Origin of the sequence: Catalinimonas alkaloidigena (genome assembly GCF_900100765.1) — a bacterium.
GTDB classification, from domain to species: Bacteria; Bacteroidota; Bacteroidia; order Cytophagales; family Flexibacteraceae; genus Mooreia; species Mooreia alkaloidigena.
In genome coordinates, this window is the sequence record NZ_FNFO01000007.1 from 55,059 (window position 1) to 71,320 (window position 16,262).

A 16,262-nucleotide genomic window follows, 5' to 3' on the forward strand; every position below is an offset into this window, starting at 1 on the left:
AAATCGATAAGGCAAAGCTATGCGAAGGGTCCTGGTAGTAATTCTTCTTTGGAACTTCATTGTTCAGCTTGGATGGGCGCAATCCTGGGAATTCGCAGCCTTGCCAGCTGAAGGGCAGGCCTTCAGAAAACTAACTTTTCAGCTCCAGACTCCAGAAGTTTTTGGCAATCCTTTCGATACCCAGGAAATACAACTGTGGGCAGAAGTACGCACCCCTTCTGGAAAAGAAGAAAAGGTGCCGGGCTTCTATTACCAGCCGTACCGGATCGACGAGGCGCGGAAACAGATTACCTCGGCGGGACCCGCACATTGGGAAGTCCGGTATACACCCGAAGATGCAGGCCTTTACCAGTGCCAGTTTAAGACTCTAAGAGGGGGAGATACGTTAGCTCTGGCAAAGCATAGTTTCCAAGTTAGTGAAGCCGCCAACGAGCAGAAGGGATTTATCCGTGTAAACCCAGTGCATCCTAAATACTTTCAGTGGTCTCACACCAAAGAAACACATTTTCTGGCGGGCATTAATTTGTTTGAGCCTGCCTTTGTTATGTGGAATGCGCCTGCGCCCTACCCTAATGGGCTAGACGCCGCAGAAGGATACCGTCTTTATTCTTTGCTTAAAAAGAGGTTAGATGACTTGATTGCGCAGGGAGGAAACACCATACGCCTGCGACTGGATTCTTGGTGGCAGGCGTTGGAAATCAACGAAACCCCACTTCCCGAGACTATTTCAGGATTCCCTAATGGCGTGCCGGGCTTTAAAGAGGGGGCCTATCATCCGCTGATGAGCTTTATCATCGACCAGTTGGTGGAACACGCTGCGGCCAATCAGGTCGCCGTGATGATTACCAGTTGGAATATGAACAACAAGGTACAGTGCCGAGATTATTGCACGTATGTACAAAGCTCGCATCGCAATCCGGACTTGATCCGCAGGCGGTTGTACTACCAAGTAGCCCGTTGGGGCTATAGCCCAACTCTATTTGCCTGGGAGTATTTTAACGAAACGACAGCGGGCAGAGGGGTAAACATTAAAGAGCACTTCTGGCAGGATGTCACTGCCTGGCTGAGGCAGATCGATATCCGTTCAAACTACCGTCTCATCACCAATACCAATGAAGCAACAATAGATATGAATAACAGTCATATCTACCGCTCGCCTCGTCAACACTTTCTGGATTTAGCCGAGTTCGAATCACAAGACCAGAAACCATCAGCAATCACAGAAGGTGGCTATGGGAGTAATGCTCAAAGTAAGAATGATACGGAAGGTCTGGTTCCACACGAATTGTTATGGGGGCAGCTAATGGGGCATCGGAGTGGGTATTTGGTATGGCATGTGCCCTCGCAACTAGAGCCACATGGGCTGGGACAAAGGACTTTTATGCCTGTCCGTGAGTTTCTAAAAGGCATATCTCTGGGCGATTACGACTGGCAAGCAGCGGAAGCGGTACTAGTGGAAGGCCTTGGCGGGCAGATCGTACGAGGAATGGTTGGCGATGAACAATTAGGACTCCTCTGGATCATACGTACACCTTCTACTCAGAAAAAGGAATTGAGAGCACAGGATGGGAATAGCTACCAACTCAGCGCATTGAAGCCGGGTAACTATTTGATTGAATGGTGGGATACGTGGAAGGGACACATTGTTGAAAGACAGTGTATCCATTCAGACGATGGCAAGGTGCTAGTCGCGGTGCCCGATGGGGTCACGCGAGATATAGCAGCTAAAATTATAAGGGTCGATTCCACTTCTCGCAGTTGGGCGCTATGGTGTGAACCTGACCTGCAAGCAAAAATTTATCCTAATCCGAGCCAAGGGAAGTTTTACATCGATAGCCCCAAGAGGATGATTAATAGTGTCGAGGTCTTCAATTTGCTAGGACAACGAGTCTATGTACAAAGAGGCCTAGAGGAGTATACGCTAGAATTAGATTTATCTTCTACAGGACCAGGGGTAAAATGGGTACTATTGCACCTGGAAACGGGTACAGTTACTCGGAAGCTGGTTATTTTATAGTCCTCTGGCATTGTCTCTGCTGGGAAGTAGAAACAAAAAAACTCTTGCTGCAAAATCCTATCTTCATTGTTGGCTTTCCTCGCTCGGGGACTACTTTGTTGCAATCGATGGTTTGCACACAACCCGGGCTTGTGTCGTTTCCCGAGACGCACTTTTTCTCGGTAGTAACCGGCTGGGTCAAGACAGACGCCCAGGGGACGTTGCCTTTTGAGCACATAGAGGAAATTATAGCACGCCAGGAAAAAATGCTGCGGTTTGAAATTTCGGCTTCTCTCAAGCGGGAAATGTTCGCCTTAGCACAGCACAATCAATTGACAAAACCTTGGCTGTTCGAAGCAGTCGTTAAGGATTTTTGCCTGCAACAAGACTTAGAAACAAAAGGGCAATGGGTGGAGAAGACGCCCGATCACGCTCGTTTTATTCAGCAGATTGCCCGATACTACCCACATGCCTGCTTCTTGGGCATCACCAGACACCCCTTAGAAGCAATAGACTCTTTTTACGAAAAACTTGTAGCACACCGCCGGCCCTATCTCGATTTGGCGCGACAGTGGCTAGAGACCGTGCAAAGTATGGAAGATTTTGCTTCACAGTGTCCTTCAAGAATCTACCTGCTACGCTACGAAGATCTGATCGCTCATCCTGAAACGTGCTTGCAAGATGCTTTCAACCACTTAGCATTACCTTATCAGGCAAAACTAATAAAGCGATTTAGCGAAAAAGCGGGGGCTCTTATATTGCCCCACGAAACTTGGAAAAAGAGCAACGTGGAAAGTATAAGGGAACGAAGAAAGAATCGATCCTTTGAGAAGCGCATTCCTTTCATGGCCATCCTAAAAATACAAGAGTTATTGCAGGAGAAAATGACCAATTACGGTTACGATTTCAGCTATAAGATGCTTTCTTCGGTTTACCGTTTATGGAAGAAGTAAAGCAACACTAGCGTAATATCCTATGCTGAGAACATCCTATGCTGAGGTCTGCGTGTAACTATATGGAAAATTGTCACTAAGCAGTAGGTGTCCTATTGTTTAGCATCGCATAGATGAATATTCATCATAAGCCAGACTTTGTTTGTATCGGACCTGAAAAAACGGGTACTACGTGGTTGCATCGGCAGATGAGCACCCATCCACAGATTTTCCTGCCTCGATTTAAGGAGATTCGTTATTTCATTGAGGGGAGCCATGTGCCGGTCGGCAGCTTTCGTAAGCGAGTATCGAGTAACCATTGGCATCACCAGGAATTAAACCTGTACCAGCAGCGGCGTTGGGATTTCTACCGTGACCACTGGAGGAAGTTGCCATCCATGATGAAAGAAATAGGGTGGGACTTTCGGTTCTTGTTTTTGCCACGCACTGATACGTGGTACGCTCGCCTGTTCCGTGCGGACCAGGTGAGCGGTGACATTACCCCGCTCTACTACCTGCTGTCAGAAGAGGAGATTGCGCGGATCCGTACCACATTCCCCCAGATGAAGGTCCTCATCATTCTCAGAGACCCTATTCAGCGAGTGTGGTCAAAAGCTAAAATGAACCTGAGTCGCCACAAGGGGCAGGCCTACGAGCAGATTGTTGAGGAAAAAATGTATCATTTCTTTGATTACATCTTTCAACGTGATGGGTGCTACCTTTCGTTTCTGACTCGCTGGTCAACTCACTTTGATCAGGAGCATCTGTTTATCACTTTCTACGACAAGCTGCAAGAAGATCCACTCGCGTTTATCAACGAAATTTATGCTTTTTTAGGCGTGGAGGAGTTATCGTCTGATGCGGTAGGAGATCACTTTTACCGTAAAGTAAATGCAGAGTTAAAAGTACAGATACCTCCCAAGTATGAATCCTATCTTTTTCGATTGTATAAAGCGTGTATCGTAGCACTAGAAAAGAAATTTCCTACGTATCCACAGCAATGGTTGGAACGTTACGCTCACTATGGTGACGAGTAAAACATGACTAGTACAGATTTGCGCCTTCTTTTTCTGCGAGAACAGTTCAATCACATGGGGCGGCACAGTGGATACGATCTTTTGTTTACGGAAGTGGAGCGTCTTCAGTTCGCTACGTGTTATAGCCTGGCGCGTAACCCCAACCAGCGCTTGCCTCGTGGCTCTACCAGACTCTCCAATTACCTCCTGCGAGGTGCCTCACCGGCGGCGGCACACACCCCACAAAGCACTTTGCTGGAATGGCGGGCCTGGGAGTTTGCCCAAAAACATGCCATTGATATCATCCACGTTGGCTACTTAGAGCAGCATTACGGGTACTTACAGCGAAAGCAGCAGGCCGGGAAAACTAAAGTAGTGGCTTCTGTTCATCAGCCGGCCAGTGGATGGAAAAACAAGCGTTTTGGGAATCCGGCCATGGTGCGGTCGCTCGACGGGCTCATCGTGCTGTGTAAGCAAGACTGTAGCTACTTTACACAGTGGCTTCCCAAAGAAAAAATTCATTTCGTACCTCATGGCATCGATACAGAATTCTTTTCACCTGCTGATCGCCCTTTACCAAAGCAAGAGACGGTGCGCGGAATTTTCGCCGGGCATTGGTTGCGTGATTTTGATGTCTTGGTGAAAGTGGTCGACGACGTAATGCAACAGCATCCCGGCGTGCATTTCGATCTGGTGATTCCGGCCAAAGCGGCACTAACACCCGCGAATGCCATGCGATTGTTGCGCTACCCTCGGGTGGTGTTACACCAGAACATTTCGGACGAAACGTTAGTGAATCTCTACCGCGGGGCTTCTTTCGTGCTGATGCCGCTTTTGGATAGTACTGCCAATAACGTACTGTTGGAAGGAATGGCTTGCGGATTGCCAGTGATTGCCACAGATGTTGGAGGGGTAGTCGATTATGTCGATGCCTCATTCGCGGATTTAATTCCGCCTAACGATATCCAGGGAATGGTCGAGAAAGTGTTGACCATTGCCGCGCAACCTGAAGAAAGCAAAAGGCGAGGCCAGGCCGCCCGAGACTTTGCAGTAAAGCATTTTTCCTGGCCAGTAGTTGCTCAGCAAATGAGCCGTGTTTACCAGCAACTTGGCTAGAAAAGTTTCATCTTGGCTTTCGGCTTATCTTTGGCAGAGAGACTATGTTAAATTAATTCAATTGTAATGAGCGTTCCCCGGATCGCCGTGCTTTCCCCCGAAAAAGCACCCTATTCCACAACCTTCATCAAAGCGCACCTTGATTTACTGGCGGCGGAGGTGCATCATCTATACGGAATTTTCTTCCCGGCTTATCTGGGAAATGGCGAGTCTCTGGCAACGTATGCAGGAGCTACGCGCTACTTCCATAAGGTGAAAAGTTTCGGACGCGGTACCCAAAACAAATACAAGGAGGCATTGCTAGCCCATTATTTGAAAAAAGAGCGTATTCAGTTGGTGCTAGCCGAGTTTGGGCCTGTAGGTGCGGAGGTAATGCCGGTTTGTCGGCAATTGGGAATTCCTCTGATCGTGCATTTTCATGGGTTTGATGCGTACGTACATCAGGTGATAACGCAGTACAAAGAACGCTACTTGGCGATGTTTCACTATGCTGAGGCAGTCATCGGTGTTTCTCAGGAGATGCTCCGCCAGTTGCGTACGTTGGGCGTGCCTGACGAAAAATTAGTGTATAACTGCTATGGACCTAACCCGGCCTTCTTCGAGATAGAACCTACGTTTGCCGCCCCTCATTATCTGGCCATTGGCAGGTTCGTGGATAAAAAAGCGCCTTACCTCACGTTAGCCGCTTTTCGAGAAGTGCACAAGAAAGTGCCTCAGGCAAAATTGACCATGGTGGGCGACGGCGACCTGCTGGAAGTATGCCGTGCATTGCTTGATGGCTGGCAATTGCAGGAGGCCGTTGCGTTGCGCGGAGCTGTATCACACGATGCCATCCTGGCCGAGTATGCGGATTATACCTGCTTTGTCCAGCACTCCATCGTAGCCCCCAATGGTGACTCCGAAGGGACGCCGGTCGGAATATTAGAGGCGAGTGCCGCGGGGCTTCCGGTAGTTGCTACCCGGCACGCCGGAATTCCTGATGTGATCAAACACGAGGAAACCGGTTTCTTGGTAGCCGAAAGAGATATAGAAGGGATGGCTCATTTTATGGCCGAAATGGCAATAGATTTAGAGAAGGCCGCTTCAATGGGAGCTGCCGGCAGGGCCAGAATTCGTGCGTCATTTACTCAGGAGCAGCACATACAACGTCTGGATGCGCTAGTGACTAAGGCACTTGACAAGTGATATAAAGGGACGATTCTATGCAGACGAGCCAACAAGATCGCGCGGAGGAGCCTTTGGTGTCTATTATTGTTCCCCTCTACAATCGGGCCGCTATGTTGGAGGAGACCATCAGGTCAGTGACCACGCAGCGGTACACCCATTGGGAGTTACTTCTTGTAGACGATGGCTCTACTGATGCTACGGTAGAGATTGCCGCATCGTATGCGCAGCACGAGAAACGGATCACTTTGCTAAAGCGTGATCGATTGCCCAAAGGAGCGCCAACCTGTCGGAACATAGGATTTCAGCATGCTCGTGGAGAGTACATTATTTTTCTGGATTCTGACGATCTCTTGGCTCCCCACTGCCTGGAACAGCGAGTGCAAACAATGCAGCAGCACCCCAACTGCGATTTCCTGGTCTTTCCTATGCTGCTGTTTCAGCAACATCCCTACGATGACGACAAAGTTTGGAATGTTGATACGCAGGAAGATGACCTAACCCGGTTCTTGCGTTTGGATGCCGTCTGGCAAACAACAGGGCCCATTTACAAGCGAAACGTTATTGCTACCGTGGGGGGCTTCCATGAGGGCTTGTCATGCTGGCAGGATTATGATCTGCATATGAGAATACTGCTAAGCGACTTCTCGTACCGCAAGTGTTTTGCAGTTGAACCGGACTGTTTTTATCGGATTCACGTGGCTGAGAGCATCAGTCAGGCTACCTATAGTAAGGCTCCACAAAAGATACACGATCGGGCTCAGGTCCTGCTGGAGATTAGAAAACGCCTGATCGGAAAGCATGAGAACCACGAAAACCGACGGGCACTGGCAACAGCTATTCTTGCGGTAGCCAATGACTGGGTCGTAATGGCTTCTGATTTATGGCGGGGGTGGGCTTTGTGGCGGGTTGCGCGACAGGAAAATCTGATCGGGAGAAAGGAGTGGCTCGGAGGAACATTACATCTTATGAACGATTTTCTATTTAAACACAAAATTCATGCGTCGGAACTGATTCGTAAGGTGTACTACCTTACGCGTGTGCGCCTCGTCATGCGCCTGTTACCCCCCGCTATCCTCGAGCCCTCTCTGGGCATTTTTCGCCATAGGCAAAGTGCCTTATCAGGAAAAAACGCTGTTTAGCATACCTAAATCACTCACTGATGGCCGCCGACCATTCCCCCCTTGTATCAATTATTGTCCCCAACTATAACCATGCGCGCTACTTGCCAGAACGACTGGAGAGCCTGTTCGGCCAATCGTTTCAGGACTTCGAAGTAATTCTGCTGGATGATGCCTCAACAGATCAAAGTCAAGCTGTCCTCAAGCAATACGAAGACCATCCTCAGGTGAGTCAAGTCGTTATCAATACCCATAATAGCGGCAGTCCTTTTCAACAATGGCACCGAGGGCTGCAATTGGCTAGAGGGAAGTATACGTGGATTGCGGAATCTGACGACGTTGCCGAACGTAACTTTCTAGCGGTTTTAGTGCCTATTTTGGAAGCAAACCCAGAAGTGGGGGTGGTGTACGCGCAATCCTGGATTATTGATGAGAACAGTCAACGCATTAAATCTTTAAAAGAAGGCTACCCTCTTAAATGGCGTCAGGATCATATCAAATCAGGAAGAGAGGAAGTGCGTGGGCAGATGCTGTTGTGGTGCCCTATTGAAAATGCGAGTGCTGCCTTGTTTCGTACCGAGATAGCTCAAACTCTACCTACGTATTTTGCGACTTTCAGATATTGCGGCGACTGGTTGTTCTGGATTGAGATGTTGCTGCGCTCAGACGTGTATTACTACACCCAGGAATTAAACTGCTTTCGCAAGCATAGTCACTCTACTACAAGCAGTTCTGTTAAGACTGGGGGCTACCTGCTGGAGGGTTACCGAATTGTACGCTACGTTAAAGCGACTTATGGCGTACCTGATGTTTCCAGGATAAGTGAGGGCAAAATGCGTCAGTGGTTGTTTAGAGAAGAAGTCCCGGCGGAGCTGAAGTGGCAACTCATGAAAGAAGGTTTTTATTTCGATAAGCTAGTGCCTTATCGTATGGTGAAAGCTTGGCTTAGAAAGCTGCTATGACCCATTCTGCCCAAGCAAACTCTTCAACTCACTCATACTCTCTTGCAGTTGTGTGAATGCTAAAAAGAAGAGGATGTAGCCTGTTTTGTCCAAATAGAGCAAGTAAGTATTTTAATGTTTTTTACGACAGAATAACCTCTCGATGTGGAGATGGAATGGAATGTAATTGATATTACATTGGCATCGTAACGCAGGTAATAGGCTTATTAGTAGAGTTGGTAGCATATGGTTTCCTTTACCATCGGAATTCTACCTTTCTACAAATGAGAGCTTTGAAACCAGCTTACTTTTTAATTCTGTCTTGTCTGTCTTTTTCTCTTTTAAAAGCACAGTGTCTGCCTACCGCCTCGGTTATTCCTGATACGGTTTGCCTGGAGCAAAGTGTGCAAATCGCAGCGCAAGAAGATTTTGCCAATGCTACCTATGCTTGGAATTTCTGTACCGGACCGATTGGAACGTTTACGGTTGATACTCAGCAGAATATAGCTTCTGCCACTAGTGCAAACGATGCGCGGGATATTACGCTTGTACCGGATAATAACACTTGGGTAGCTTTTGTATCCAGCACGGGTAGTAACACGCTGTACCGGATGAATATGCCAACAGGCCCCCTTGGCAACATGGGCGCAGCTGTAGAAGTGAACATTCCCGCCGCCGCAGGGCTTAATTATCCGGAAGAAGTCAAGTTCGTTAAAGACGGAAACAAATGGTATGCTCTCGTAGCAAATTTGGCAAGCTCTACCCTCACACGGCTGGATTTTGGTACCAATCTGTTGAATACGCAGGTAAGCGCTGTAAACCTTGGCAACCTCGGCGTTTTAAGCGGGCCGAGGGGGATTGAGATTCGAAAAACGGCTAGTGGCTACGTTGCAGTGGTTGCCAATAATAACTCTAAAAGTCTTGCTGTACTCAACTTTGGGAATTCCCTGGCAAATACACCGACCGTAAGTAGTACCATAGTTTTACCGGGGGCAGCACAAATTATTGATGTGGCTGTGGAGCAAGAGTGCGGAGAGTGGTATGGCTACGCGCTGGACAATTCAACCAAGCAACTTTACAAAGTGAAGCTGGGAACAGACTTTCTGAGCCCTACTTTATTGTCTGTGCATAGCCTCGGCAATATTTCCACCAACATTCCGGAAGTCCATATCCAATGGAAAGCGGGTCAATACTATGTATTCCTGTTAGGGAGCAATGGCATGGTCTGGGTAGCCGATGGGGGGAAAAGCTTAAGCAGTACGGAGTTGAGTCAGCCTTCGGTCTTTGCCCAAGCTTCCAGCAGCAATGCTTTTGGTATGGATTGGGCATCCGTCGCATCTGAACTAGTGTGTATAACACTCGATTCCAAGACGCGAAGGGTAAACAGATTTAGGGTCACTCCTTCATGTATCGTTGACGGGAGTAACACAAGTGCAGCCCAACCCTTTGTTAAATTTACAAAAGCTGGGAAAGCCTTCATCGATCTTGCTACCACTACCGAAGGCGGAAGTGTGCAGCGAAGAACCTTTCCTGTGTGGGTAAAGCAAACGCAAGCCCCCCTGCTCGACTTCTCGGCAAACAAGCAGTGCATTACCGAGGAGACAATCTTCGAAGCTATCGATGGGTCAGAAGCTATCTCCTCCTGGAGGTGGGATTTTGGGGATGGCACCACCGCCGCAGGAAAGCGTGTTTCGCATCGGTATGCGCAACCAGGCGAGTATATGGTGACGCTAGTTGGGGGGGGCAGTGCATGTGGTAATACACTACGTCGTGGCGTACGCATTTATCCTGCCGGAACCTCTTATCCGGAATCCGATATGACGCCGCCTACTGCGCTGTGTTCGCAAGAACCTGCCCAATTCACGGATGCGTCTACCTGGAAGGACGGCACGATTCGGCGTTGGCGCTGGGATTTTGGTAACGGGCAGTACAGTGAAGAGCAGCATCCTGTTGTAACGTATGCGGACCCCGGTACTTATCAGGTGACGTTACTTGCATCCGATTCGAGTGGGTGCGGTAATCCGGTGACGAAAACGGTGGTAGTACAGCCGGGGCCCGATGTGGCGTTTGCGTTTTCGCGCGTGTGCTTTGGCGATTCCGTAGCGTTTCAGGATCTGACATCTTTTCCGAATGGAACGGCATTTGCCTCGCGGAGCTGGAATTTTGGTGACACGGCTAGCGGTACTGCCAATTATTCTTCTTTACCTGCCCCTACGCACTATTACGCGGATACGGGGACCTATACGGTTACGTTGGTAGTCAGCACGGCGAACGGCTGTGAAAACATCCTGCAAAAGCAGGTCCGGATTTATGCGTTACCGGAAGCGGATTTTACTTATGAAATGCCGGCCGTTGCGCTCGATTCTAACTACTTCACCGACGTCACGAAGGCCATTGGGCAGAAGGTACAGACGTGGCACTGGGATTTTGGCGACGGCGGCACGGATACCCGACAGCATCCCGCTCATTTTTACAATCAGCCCGGTAGCTACACGGTGCGACTGGCCATTCTGACGGAACAGGGCTGTGCCGATACCCTTACGAAGGTAGTGCAGGTGGAGAACCGCTGTCCGGAGGTAAGCTTTTCTTTGTCAGCAACAGAAGTGGACGCTGGCGAAGCAATCACGGTGACGCCGGCCGTGTCGGCAGATGCGGTGTCGCTAGAGTGGGACTTTTGCACTGGAGATCTGGCGTTGGATCCGCTGGTGCAGATTGGGACACTGTTGCCTGCTGGGCTGGCCGCCGCGAGTGTGCCTGCCGTGGTGCAGCAAGACTCGGTCTGGTTTGCGTTTGTGGCCAGTAGTACAGGGAATCTGTATCGCGCTCCGTTGGACAGTAATTTGGCACCACTCCGCTGGGATTACGTAGGCAATCCTTCTGGGAAATTATCGAATGTCAAAGAGTTGCATCTTCTTAAAGAAGGTAACACCTGGTATGGGCTGGCCATTAACCGGGATAATCAAAACCTGATCCGCATCACGTTCGGCAGCCGCCTGGACAACGACGATGTACTGCCTATGGCAGAAGTAGTGCGTTCGCTGGGGGTGACACCCTCCCACCTAAAAATCGTTCAGGAGAAGGACGCTATCTTCGGTTTTGTGGTAAGTGAAGGAAGCAATGTCGTGCGCCGGTTGAGTTTCGGCAGCTCGGTACTGGCCCTGCCTACCGTCGAAGCCATTTCTTCTCCTTTGCTTCCCTCGGGCATAAGCTTGCGTGACCTTGCCTTGGTGCAGGACTGCAACGAGTGGTGGGGCGTGCTGGTTTCCAGCGCCACGACGTACTATCGATTGGAGTTCGGCCGGTCGCTGGCCAACAGCCCGATCATTAAGAACCTGACCAACCGCGTGCGGACGGCCGACGGCGAAGTGATGCTGCTCGACAATCCCGTCAGTGTTTCGGCTTTGCAGGAAGGAGGAGCGTTTTATGCACTCGTACACAACGCTTCCGGTGTGCTGTGGCGCATGCAATTTGGCGCCTCCATGCGGAACGACGAAGTGGCTGGAACGCGTTTCGCTAACTTGGGTATGGCCAACCTGGAAGGGGTTCGCTATGCGAAGCGAGGCTCTACCTGGGCTGGGTGGGGGGTAAACCGCTCGACTCGGCAGCCCTACCGGGTGATGTTCCCGAACGCCTGCCATGCCTCGGTGGCTACAGTACAGACAACTAGTGCCGAGCCGCAGACACTCACGTATGCCAAAGGTGGCGACTACCAACTTGCTCTTCGTGTGACCAACGCCCGGGGAGATGCCCGGTCCGTATCGCGCTCCATTCACGTGAACGCCAAAGAAACCACGCCGATCACGTGCGAGTGGGCGGGTTTCAACGCACCAGCTACCGTCTGTGCTTTCGATAGTGTCTCCCTGCAAAACGTCTCCGGTGCGCAGGCAACGAATTTTAGTTGGGATTTTTGTGTAGGTGAACTCTTAAAAACCCCTACTACTCGAACGACCGTTTCCGGACTTGCCGGAAATCTGTATCTGGGTTTGGAACCGGTGTGGTACCAGGGCAAATGGTATTTGTTCTCTCCGCTGTTCGACGCGTCGGCCAAGGCATCGCTCGGGCGGTATACGTTGAGTAGCGACATGAGTACCGTTACGGCCAGCACCAACTGGGGCAACGTGGGCGGAACGCTCAATTACCCGGGGCATCTACGAATTGTGGAAGACCACAGCGCCTGGTGGGGATTGGTTGCGAACCGCGCTGATTATACCCTAACGCGCCTGGGCTTTGGTAATGCGCTTACCAACGATCCCACTGCTGAAGCATTGCCTTTGATCAACCGGGCCAACGGCGATCTGGAACTGGTCAAAGACCCGCGTGATGGCTGGGTGGCGCTTGTGTCCAGCCAAACCGATAATAACCTGGCAGTGCTACAATTTGGGTCGAGTCTAGCCAATGGGCCTACGCTCTCCTACATCGTGCCGGGCACCGCAGGCATTCCGGGAACTACGGCGTTGGAAGCAATGGGCGTCATCCGCGAGTGCGATCACTGGTATGTGTTATTGAACGCCCCCACTGTAGAACGCTTTTATCTGCTCGATTTCGGGAATTCTTTGCTCAATACGCCTACTCTGGAGAACATCTCGTTTCAGATTCCTGGTGTGACGGACGTCAATGAATTGACCCTTGTGCGCGATGGCGGAAACATTCTGGCGTTTATGTCGCTCAACGGTGGAGAAATCGTACGGGCCAACTTTGGTGCCTCCATTCGCAATACGCCCACACTTACGCGCTTCTCCAACCTCGGGGTGGAGCGCCCGTGGGGACTGAAGTTTGTGCAAAACGGAAGTACGTGGACAACCTTTGTGGCCCATAATGCCACCACTGGCGCCAAAAGCATCAAGCGGCTGGTGTTTCCCGAAAATTGCGGATTGGCTACTGCCCCGGTAAGAAAGGGGGCTGCGCCCGGCCCCTTGGTGTATACCGAACCCGGGTTGCATCAGCTTTCCTTAACTGCTTCCGATGCTAACGGAAATACCACCACCTTCACGCGCTCGATTCAGGTGCAAATGCCCGTGCGCCCTGACTTCGAAACGGCTGGCGGGCAATGTGTCGGACAACCCATCTCGTTTCTGGAAACCACTACGGTCAGCGCGGGGGGAATTCAGGGCGTGCGTTGGGATTTTGGAGACGGTACCTCTTCATCAGAATTTAGCCCGCAGCATAGCTACACGGCTACCGGCACCTACACTGTGCGTCTGACCGTGACGTCTACCCTAGGATGTGTAATTCCGAAAGAACATACGTTACGCATCTACCCCAAACCACATCCGGATTTTACCTACGAGGCGGAGCCTTGTGCGAACGACTCTATCGTTTTCCGGGATGTCAGTCAGTTTGCGACCGACACCATACGCACCTGGTCGTGGAATTTTGCCGGGTTGGGTACTTCGCGAGAGCAGAATCCGGTTTTCATCTTTCCGGAAGCGGGAACGTACCCCGTCACCCTGACGGTCCGTGGCGTGAGCGGCTGTGATACTTCCGTCACCCGCAACGTTACCCTGAAGCAAGGGCCCGTCGTCGATTTTGCGGTGAATGGAAAGCAAGCTCAGACGTTACAGTTTTGTCTGGGCGAAATCCTGAGCTTTCAGTCTGCGGTCGACTTGAAAGGGACTGCCCAGCAGAGCTTTGCCTGGAATTTTGGGGATGGTACTTCGTCCAACGAACCGAATCCGGTCCATGTGTTCAGCACCCCGGGAACGTACCGCGTGGCCCTGACGGTCGCGAACGACCTGGGCTGCACGACCACCCGCAGCCGACAGGTACAAGTCCGCACGCTGCCCTCCGCTGATTTTTCGTTTACGGCCAACTGTGTGGGCAATACAACCACCTTTACCGTCACTAACGTCTCGACTGACAGTAATTACGACTTGCAGTGGAATTTTGGCGACGGTACCGAAGCAACCGGCGATGTAGTGCGTCATACGTACGACAGTGCAGGCACGTATAACGTGCGTCTTACCATTCTGACGCAATTCGGTTGTGCGTCTACTACCGTACAACAGGTGCCGGTGACAAATGCTCCGGCGGCACAGTTTGCCTTTGCACAAACTTGCGGCTCCTCCCAGGTTGATTTCTCAAACCAAGGCCTAACGGGTACTGGGGTCGTCTACGCGTGGAGCTTTGGCGACCTGGCAGCCGGGCAAGCCAACTTTTCGGCGGAAGAAAACCCAGCTCATGCGTTTACTGCTCCGGGGCGCTACCGGGTAGCACTACAGGTCACTGATCTGGCTTCCAATTGTTCGTCTGTTGTACAGCAATGGGTGGACGTGTACGAGGCGGGCAACGCCGCATTTGCTTACGAGGGGCAATGCGTGAATCAGCCCACACAGTTTTGGAATCAGAGTACGCTCGAGGGTGATTCTGTCGTGCGGTACCATTGGGACTTTGCCGGAATAGATAGCTCACAATTGCAGCACCCGAGCTTTACCTTTCCCGACACAGGACGTTACGAGGTGCATTTGGCGATTGAAACGGCGCGCGGGTGTTTCGACGATACCACCCTATGGGTGCAGGTCTTCGCCTTCCCCATAGCCGATTTTACGTACGGTTCCACCAGCGGTCCCTTGCCGTTAGCCGTGAACTTTACTAACCTAACTCAAAACGCCTCCTCGTTCGAATGGACGTTTGGCGATGGTGCGACCAGTACGGACGCTAGTCCTGTACACGCGTTTGCCGAAGAGGGCGCTTTCGAAGTAGTGTTGATTGCGAGGTCGGAGGGAGGCTGTGCCGACACCCTGCGGCAAGTGGTGAACATCGAAGAGCAGGTCCGGCAGGACGTACACCTGACCAACCTGGAAGTAATGGAAAACGCCGGCAGCCTCACCGTACGCGCGGAGCTGAAAAACGAAGGCAATACAACGATCACAGGACTAACCTTACGGGCCGAACTGGGGAATGACGTGATCTTGCAGGAGCAATGGATCGGCGAGCTGCGTCCCGGCGGCACGGTTACCCATACGTTCGCTTCGCGGTTACTCAACCGTGCTGCGCTCCCGTACTTGTGCGTAGCGGTGGACGCTCTTCCGGCAGAAACCCAGGTGGAGAACAACCGACTCTGTAACGTACGCACTACGCAACTTCAGGTCTTTGAGCCGTATCCGAATCCGGTCAACCATCAGGCCGAATTGATGTATGTCTTGCCGACCGACGGGCGGGTAGAGCTGCAGGTGGTCGATATGACAGGGCAGGAGGCCTTACGCGAGGTAAACGAAACGGCCGCGGCAGGCGTGCATCGGCACCAGTTGTTGGTTGAGGCCCTGCGCCCCGGCGTTTACCATGTGGTAGTACTGTACGCAGAACAGCGTGTGGTGCGTAAGCTGGTCGTTTTGCATTAAGCGAACACGTTAGCGGTACTCAAGAGGCGGCACATAGCCCGTCTGGATGGTTTTAAGGCTACGCCATTTGCCCAGACGGTACGGCCGTTTGGAAAGTACGCGGAAGAGCTGGCCGGCGCTGAGCATCATTGCGCTGCCTCCCAACGTAGAACCAGCCAGCGTGGGGTTGAGCGGCAACATCACGAGTCCCAGTATACCGAACCCAATGCCCGATGTGGTGCCGTTACGGTAAGCCGCCTGTAGGGCATAGTATCCCTTTTTGCGAACGTAAATCTTTCGGATTTCCTGAATGGGCAACACCGCATCCATCACGAGGATGCTGTTTTCCTGCACGCCCTGCAAAACGGTCTCGTACCGGTATGGGTCATCGTAGAGCTTGAATTCCAGCACGTCGCCCGGAAAGAACCGAATGCGTTTCCGGAGCCCTGGCTTTTCCAGCGTCAGGATGCCGGTGGCCGATGACTGCGCTGACAGAGTGGCCCGTACCGACGACTGAGCCGTAGATTGTGCCGTGGCTTTCCAGGGGAAAAGCACCACAGTAAACAGCAGTACCCAGCACCAGTGCGGTCGGAAGTTCATCGGGTTAAACAACGTTAGGCGTACGAAGCTACTTCTTTTGCAGGAGTACGCAAGACGCAC

Annotated in this window: 9 protein-coding genes and 1 pseudogene; 9 read left to right on the plus strand and 1 reads right to left on the minus strand. The window is 51.4% G+C overall.

Annotated features, from left to right (window positions below; all coding sequences use genetic code 11):
• Positions 1 to 19 precede the first annotated feature (19 nt).
• From BLR44_RS17265 to BLR44_RS29170, 9 genes and pseudogenes are all read left to right on the plus strand, one after another.
• Positions 20 to 2,017, plus strand: coding sequence for a T9SS type A sorting domain-containing protein (locus tag BLR44_RS17265; protein ID WP_089684294.1), 1,998 nt, complete (start codon positions 20 to 22; stop codon positions 2,015 to 2,017).
• Positions 2,018 to 2,061: 44 nt separating this feature from the next.
• Complete coding sequence (locus BLR44_RS17270) at positions 2,062 to 2,949, plus strand: sulfotransferase family protein (RefSeq protein WP_176956088.1); 888 nt, start codon at positions 2,062 to 2,064, stop codon at positions 2,947 to 2,949.
• 113 nt (positions 2,950 to 3,062) lie between these two features.
• The gene (locus tag BLR44_RS17275; RefSeq protein WP_089684298.1) at positions 3,063 to 3,965 is read left to right on the plus strand and encodes a sulfotransferase family protein; all 903 of its coding nucleotides are present in this window, start codon (positions 3,063 to 3,065) and stop codon (positions 3,963 to 3,965) included.
• A 3-nt stretch (positions 3,966 to 3,968) separates the two neighbouring features.
• Positions 3,969 to 5,060 (plus strand): glycosyltransferase family 4 protein, encoded by a 1,092-nt coding sequence (locus BLR44_RS17280; protein WP_089684300.1) that lies wholly within the window; start codon positions 3,969 to 3,971, stop codon positions 5,058 to 5,060.
• A 66-nt stretch (positions 5,061 to 5,126) separates the two neighbouring features.
• The gene (locus BLR44_RS17285; protein WP_089684302.1) at positions 5,127 to 6,245 is read left to right on the plus strand and encodes a glycosyltransferase; all 1,119 of its coding nucleotides are present in this window, start codon (positions 5,127 to 5,129) and stop codon (positions 6,243 to 6,245) included.
• Between the two features lie 17 nt (positions 6,246 to 6,262).
• Positions 6,263 to 7,366 carry a glycosyltransferase family 2 protein gene (locus BLR44_RS17290; RefSeq protein ID WP_089684305.1) on the plus strand — a complete coding sequence of 368 codons (1,104 nt, stop codon included), beginning with the start codon at positions 6,263 to 6,265 and terminating at the stop codon, positions 7,364 to 7,366.
• 20 nt (positions 7,367 to 7,386) lie between these two features.
• Positions 7,387 to 8,307 carry a glycosyltransferase gene (locus BLR44_RS17295; protein ID WP_089684307.1) on the plus strand — a complete coding sequence of 307 codons (921 nt, stop codon included), beginning with the start codon at positions 7,387 to 7,389 and terminating at the stop codon, positions 8,305 to 8,307.
• Positions 8,308 to 9,602: 1,295 nt separating this feature from the next.
• Positions 9,603 to 10,013: pseudogene (locus BLR44_RS29405) on the plus strand (PKD domain-containing protein); the annotation flags it as partial.
• Positions 10,014 to 10,103: 90 nt separating this feature from the next.
• Positions 10,104 to 15,623: a PKD domain-containing protein gene (locus BLR44_RS29170; RefSeq protein ID WP_317042799.1), complete on the plus strand. Its 5,520-nt coding sequence runs from the start codon at positions 10,104 to 10,106 to the stop codon at positions 15,621 to 15,623.
• A 9-nt stretch (positions 15,624 to 15,632) separates the two neighbouring features.
• On the opposite strand, the gene BLR44_RS17305 is transcribed toward BLR44_RS29170, so the two are convergent.
• Positions 15,633 to 16,202, minus strand: a complete 570-nt coding sequence (locus tag BLR44_RS17305) for a hypothetical protein (protein WP_143017349.1) — start codon at positions 16,200 to 16,202, stop codon at positions 15,633 to 15,635.
• Between the last annotated feature and the right edge of the window lie 60 nt (positions 16,203 to 16,262).

Bases quoted from the DNA above. Each gene is read 5' to 3' on its own strand.
- BLR44_RS17265 (WP_089684294.1), top strand. From the start codon at position 20: ATGCGAAGGGTCCTGGTAGTAATTCTTCTTTGGAACTTCATTGTTCAG.
- BLR44_RS17275 (WP_089684298.1), top strand. From the start codon at position 3,063: ATGAATATTCATCATAAGCCAGACTTTGTTTGTATCGGACCTGAAAAA.
- BLR44_RS17280 (WP_089684300.1), top strand. From the start codon at position 3,969: ATGACTAGTACAGATTTGCGCCTTCTTTTTCTGCGAGAACAGTTCAAT.
- BLR44_RS17285 (WP_089684302.1), top strand. From the start codon at position 5,127: ATGAGCGTTCCCCGGATCGCCGTGCTTTCCCCCGAAAAAGCACCCTAT.
- BLR44_RS17290 (WP_089684305.1), top strand. From the start codon at position 6,263: ATGCAGACGAGCCAACAAGATCGCGCGGAGGAGCCTTTGGTGTCTATT.
- BLR44_RS17295 (WP_089684307.1), top strand. From the start codon at position 7,387: ATGGCCGCCGACCATTCCCCCCTTGTATCAATTATTGTCCCCAACTAT.
- BLR44_RS29170 (WP_317042799.1), top strand. From the start codon at position 10,104: ATGACGCCGCCTACTGCGCTGTGTTCGCAAGAACCTGCCCAATTCACG.
- BLR44_RS17305 (WP_143017349.1), bottom strand. From the start codon at position 16,202: ATGAACTTCCGACCGCACTGGTGCTGGGTACTGCTGTTTACTGTGGTG.